A 5,227-nucleotide genomic window follows, 5' to 3' on the forward strand; every position below is an offset into this window, starting at 1 on the left:
TACTTCAAGGCCACTGATAACCTCGATATAGTGACCATCTGAGACACCAAGCTCTACCGCTCTGGGCGCATACTCATCACCCTCAACCACAAAAACAACTTGTTTGGCTTCATACTCTTGCACAGAAGATAGAGGAACCGAATGACTTACTGACTTAGTTGACGTCGTAACTTGTGCTTTGACCAGCGTACCGAGTGGCCAATATCCAGTACTATTATCGACAGCTACATTGGCAAGAGAGTGTGGATTGCCATCAGCTGAAGGCGTAATATATGCAATCTTGGAGGTTTGGTTGAAACCTGCGTGGCTTAGTTCAACTGACTGTCCAACCTTGATGCTGCTAAGCATTTGTGAAAAAACGGTCAGCTGTGCCCATACGTTTTTATAGTTAGCTAACGAAAAAAGTACTTGCCCGTTTGATAACTCACCATTATTCGCATGTCGCGCAATCACATTGCCATCAAAAGGTGACGTGATGGAATAACTTTTTAAACTCTCATTGGACTCAACAACCGCTAAAATATCACCTTTCTTAACGGAATCGCCAATGTTGACTTTTACATCTTTAATAACACCGTCAAACCGTGCTCTTATATGACTTAATGAGGCGGGGTCTGCACTAATTCGCCCATAAAGCGTACTCGTTAACGCAATATCGCGTGCGAGCACGGGAGTTGCAGAAATACCATTCTGAATTGCTGTTTCATTGCTCATTCTTACGACTTCACCTGCGTGATTGTCTTGATCGCTGGAACTTACATCACTGTGTTTACCTCCTGCGATTGCGGTTAGGCTATAAAGGCTAAGGGTGAAGATAGAAATAAGTACTTTTTGTATTGTGAATTTATTCATAATCATGACTTCTTATCGAAATGTTAGATGACTGCTGCCAATTGCTTTTGTGACTTGGGTGAAATGAGTCATCATTGTGCTCATTCGTCAGCGCGAGACCTGTGAGTGTTTCAATTTCTGTTTTGCTTAAGTGAACTTGAGACGCTGCCTCTATTAATGTCAGCCGGGTTGTCAGAAATTCTTGTCGAGTAGTTACCCATTCCAAGTAGCTGAAACGGCCCTCCAAATAGGCGTTCTCGACTAAATCTAACGCGCCCTTTAACGGAGGAATCACCTTGCGCTGAAGTGTGTCAATCTCTAGCAATGCTCGTGTATGTTCGCCTAACGCTTGATTAACTGAATGTAATAGGCTTCGAACGTTGCTTTGTCTTTGCTGCTCTATTGCGTCAAGACGTGCCCTGTTTGCTTCATATTCACCAAGGTTTCGTTCTTTTTGAAACAATGGAACGCTTACTCCGGCAACCAGTGCTGTTTCATCAATACCTTGCATTCTGCGAAGCCCCGCTGACCACTCAATATCAGCGCGGTTATTCGCTTGCACTAAACGAAGCTGCGCCGCTTGCACACGGCTTTGTTTAGCGTATAGGTCAATGTGAGGGCTATTTTGGATTGCGACTGCCAGCGCATCAAACGACTCAATCTTATTAAAAGCAAAAAGATCGCCTTCCACACGCTTAAAGCTCGGTACCTGCTCCCCCCACATGATGGATAAACTGCGCAAGGCAAACGTTAGGTCCTGTTGAGCTAGATTAACATCGAGCTTTGCTTGGGCCAGCGCAGCTTGGGCACGTTTTTGTTCTAACAAGGGGGACGCGCCTGCTTCAACGCGTTTCGTTACGGCATTCAATGTATAAAGTGCAAGTGCCTCTGCATCTTTTATGACGTCTAAGTTCGCCTGCAATACGAGTACTTTGATGTAACGACGATTAAGCTCACCGAGGATATCTAAGGTGAGTATTCGCTTTTCAACATCTTGCTGTATTCTTCGTTCAGAGAGTACATTCAACCTTGCTGCTGGCTTATCATTGAGCTGTAACACTGATGATAATGTCAAGGTAACTTCAAGCTCTTTGAGACCTGATACCTCGCCAGTTCCCAAAAAGTTCTCTAATTCAACCCCTGCATTCAATGCGGGTTTAAGCGCCGCCGTTTTTGACTCTCCGTCTATAACACGTTGTTTAAATTTAAACTCATACAGACTTGGATTATTGGCAAGTGTTAGTCTAATAGCGTCCTCAAGAGTCAGCGTTTCTCGTATGGGCGCTTGGACACTTTTGTCTACAAATCTGTTGGTTTTCGCCGCATGAGCGGTCGGTGGACTGAGTAATAAGCCCAGTATGCAACTGCACACAATGGCAGATGCATGCCCGAAAATAGGAAACATTTTCATTGGAATATCCTAATAATTTATCAATATTTAGCATCGCGAGTGTTATCAGCGCGGTGCTATCGAAAAAACGTACTAGGAAGTAATTTTGGGGGGGCGAAGTAAGCGGTTAATAGGTGCGTCAATTACCGCATCTAAATAGTTGAAATTGTGGACTGAAACCACTGTTTTCAGACTGTTGATATGACTCTGACTGACCCATTGTGCATGTGTGCCATGGCAGTGGCCGCAATGGTGACAATCAGCAGGATTGTGGTGCTCTGTACTTACTTTATCACTGGTTTCATTGGCAGACAGCTCAGACTGCACTTGCTCGTGCTCAGAATGCTTATGCTCGTGTTGCAAGTGCTGAATGTCTATTGCATGAAAATCTAACGAATTCGCCACAGCAGAAAACGACTGAAAGAGTATCAGCGAGATCACGATGTAACTTATGCGTTTTAGATTTTTCATGTATGAAAGGTTACCAAGCCTAATTCACTTCGTCACGACATTGTTCATTAGCAAACTCCAGCTCAACTGTCGTATGTTCAAATTTATACTTTTCTAACGAACTGTGTATGTTTTCTTTGAGTGATTGGAGGTGCTCAAGACTGACATCTTCATCAAGAACAAGATGGACCGTCATTACGTTACGCTCACCGTCTAGAGACCAAATATGAAAATGATGAAGATCACTTACCTTATCGTTTGCCAGTAAATCGCTTCGAATCTTTGAAAGCTGTTCTTCATCGGGCGTTGCTTGCAAAAACAGCATTAGGGTTTCTTTGAGATTGCGGAACACATTGAAAAGGATGAACAAAGTAAAGCCAATGGATAAGATTGGATCTAAAATAGGCCAAGGCTTAAACATTAAGACGATGGACACGATAAATACTGCTACCCAACCAAGCACATCTTCCAGCAAATGCCAGTTGAGGACTCGCTCATTTAATGAGTCTCCCTCACTCAGTTTATAAGCCGCAAAGCCGTTTACTGCCATCCCAAAGATAGACAATAAAACCATCCCTTCAACTTGGGGCATTTCAGGCTCAGCCAAACGAGGTATCGCTTCAAGCAATATCCAAATGGAGCCTACCGTCAGCACAATACCGTTAATCAATGCACCGAGTAAGGAAAATCTTTTGTAGCCGTATGAGAATGTTTGATTAGAATCTTTATCGCTAAGCTTGTTTAATCCCCACGCTGTACCAATGGAAAGACTATCACCCAAATCGTGCACTGCGTCAGCCATAATAGCGGTGCTGTTGGTAAGCCATCCACCAATGAATTCAATAACAGTGAACACCACATTTAAGAAAAACGCCCATCCAATACGTTTAGACGCGTCGGTTGAATTCTCTTGCGAGTGTGAATGGTTATGACTGTGCATTTCTAATTTTTTCCAATATGGCTTTGTTTTCGGGTGAAATAGACATTGACTTGAATGGACTCACGTTTGCCCCACCAGTATTGCCCTCAGGCAATAAGCCAATTGGAGTTTTAGTCAGCGCACCTAGCATTCTAAAAATTTGTCCAAATATCTCTTTAAGGTCGCGGCGTTCTATTCCAAATTTAAGCATTTCATAATGCACTCGTGTGTGGTGGTATGTTGAGTGCTGACCGATGACATGAGCATCCTCTAAGGCCTTAAATCCTGCTTTATTGTCATTGTTCGAAAGGGATTGATGCGCGGCGCTCAGTTTTTGAAGTATGTAAGGTTTTGCTGCTTGAGTGAAATTCATACGATCTCTCCATTCGTCGAGCTGTTTTCACGGAATTCCTGTCTGGCGTCTTTTAGAATTAAGACTGCGCCTCGTAACACAACGATAGACACAATAAAACCTATGACCAAATCAGGCCAACGAGTATCGAATAGATAAACCATCACACCCGCCAATATCACTCCTATGTTTGCAATGACGTCGTTTGCCGAGAATATCCAACTTGCTCGCATATGCACCTCGCCATTTTTTTGTTTTCTGATTATCGCCAAACATATAACGTTAGCGATAAGTGCAACACCGCCCATGCCCATCATAAGCATAGATTCAGGCCCACTTCCAAAGGTTGCGCGACGAGCTATGTCAAACAAAATTAATAGGCCTAATGCCAATTGAAAATATCCACTTACCTTTGCAGCATTGGCTTTGTGAACAATTGTTTTCCCTACTGCATATATACCAACACCGTAAACGACTGCGTCAGCCAACATATCAAGGGAGTCTGCAATAAGTGCTGTTGAGTCAGCGAGTAACCCTACACTCATTTCAATGATAAACATCACAGCATTGATGCCCAATAGCCAGTAGAGAACTGCCTTTTGTTCTTGGTCTTTTATCTCAATTTCGCACCCACAACCACTCATAAAAACACTCGCTTTACTCACCTATAACGCGAGTGTAAACTCTATACTTGGTATAGAGTCAAGCTTTAGGCAAGTTAAAATGAAAATTGGGCTTCTGGCAGCTAAGACAGGGTTAAGTATTCAGACAATTCGTTTTTATGAGCGTAAATCACTATTGGCTGCACCTGAGCGAACGGCATCGAATTATCGAAGCTACTCTGAAGATGCACTGAAGCAGTTATTGTTTATAAAGCAATGTCGCGCATTAGATATGACAATCGAGGAAATTAAATTAGTACTGGAAACCCGAGCAAACCCAGAGAATAGCTGCGAAAACGTTAATACTACAATAGATAAGCATGTTGACGATATCGAACATCGGATAGCTGAATTAAAAGTACTACAAGAAACACTGATTTCAATTCGTTCTGCTTGCGATCATGATAAGAAGGTTAAAGAGTGCGGGGTATTGCATCAATTAGATAGCATTGCAGAAGTGTGTTCTTCTAGTACGGAGAATTAGTCTCGAATTATCAGTTTTATGTTGGAGCTTTGTCATAGGTATTCGGCTAAAGCAGCCATTCAATTTTTATTAGTAGCATGACCGTTGATTACCTCATTCGTGTCATTAAAATCTTAATGAGCCAAGGTCTGCTTCACGT

Annotated in this window: 7 protein-coding genes; 1 reads left to right on the forward strand and 6 read right to left on the reverse strand. The window is 42.7% G+C overall.

Annotated elements, in window-relative coordinates:
- From JC525_RS19400 to JC525_RS19425, 6 genes are all read right to left on the reverse strand, one after another.
- A partial coding sequence (locus tag JC525_RS19400) for an efflux RND transporter periplasmic adaptor subunit (protein ID WP_233095325.1) occupies nucleotides 1-852 on the reverse strand: 852 nt, incomplete at its 3' end.
- Nucleotides 845-2,242: a TolC family protein gene (locus JC525_RS19405; protein ID WP_014951215.1), complete on the reverse strand. Its 1,398-nt coding sequence runs from the start codon at nucleotides 2,240-2,242 to the stop codon at nucleotides 845-847. The genes JC525_RS19400 and JC525_RS19405, both read right to left, overlap by 8 nt.
- A gap of 72 nt (nucleotides 2,243-2,314) precedes the next feature.
- Entirely contained in the window at nucleotides 2,315-2,692 is a 378-nt protein-coding gene (locus tag JC525_RS19410) for a hypothetical protein (protein WP_014951214.1), read from the reverse strand.
- A 19-nt stretch (nucleotides 2,693-2,711) separates the two neighbouring features.
- Entirely contained in the window at nucleotides 2,712-3,611 is a 900-nt protein-coding gene (locus JC525_RS19415) for a cation diffusion facilitator family transporter (protein WP_014951213.1), read from the reverse strand.
- Nucleotides 3,598-3,963 carry a DUF3703 domain-containing protein gene (locus JC525_RS19420; protein ID WP_014951212.1) on the reverse strand — a complete coding sequence of 122 codons (366 nt, stop codon included), beginning with the start codon at nucleotides 3,961-3,963 and terminating at the stop codon, nucleotides 3,598-3,600. Before JC525_RS19420 ends, JC525_RS19415 begins: the two co-directional genes overlap by 14 nt.
- Nucleotides 3,960-4,586: a cation transporter gene (locus tag JC525_RS19425; RefSeq protein ID WP_014951211.1), complete on the reverse strand. Its 627-nt coding sequence runs from the start codon at nucleotides 4,584-4,586 to the stop codon at nucleotides 3,960-3,962. The genes JC525_RS19420 and JC525_RS19425 overlap by 4 nt, the downstream gene beginning before the upstream one ends.
- 79 nt (nucleotides 4,587-4,665) lie before the next feature.
- On the opposite strand from JC525_RS19425, the gene cadR reads away from it, so the two are divergent.
- Complete coding sequence (cadR, locus tag JC525_RS19430) at nucleotides 4,666-5,088, forward strand: Cd(II)/Pb(II)-responsive transcriptional regulator (protein WP_014951210.1); 423 nt, start codon at nucleotides 4,666-4,668, stop codon at nucleotides 5,086-5,088.
- Nucleotides 5,089-5,227 lie beyond the last annotated feature (139 nt).

Origin of the sequence: Alteromonas sp. IB21, assembly GCF_016405965.1 — a bacterium.
Lineage (GTDB): Bacteria > Pseudomonadota > Gammaproteobacteria > Enterobacterales > Alteromonadaceae > Alteromonas.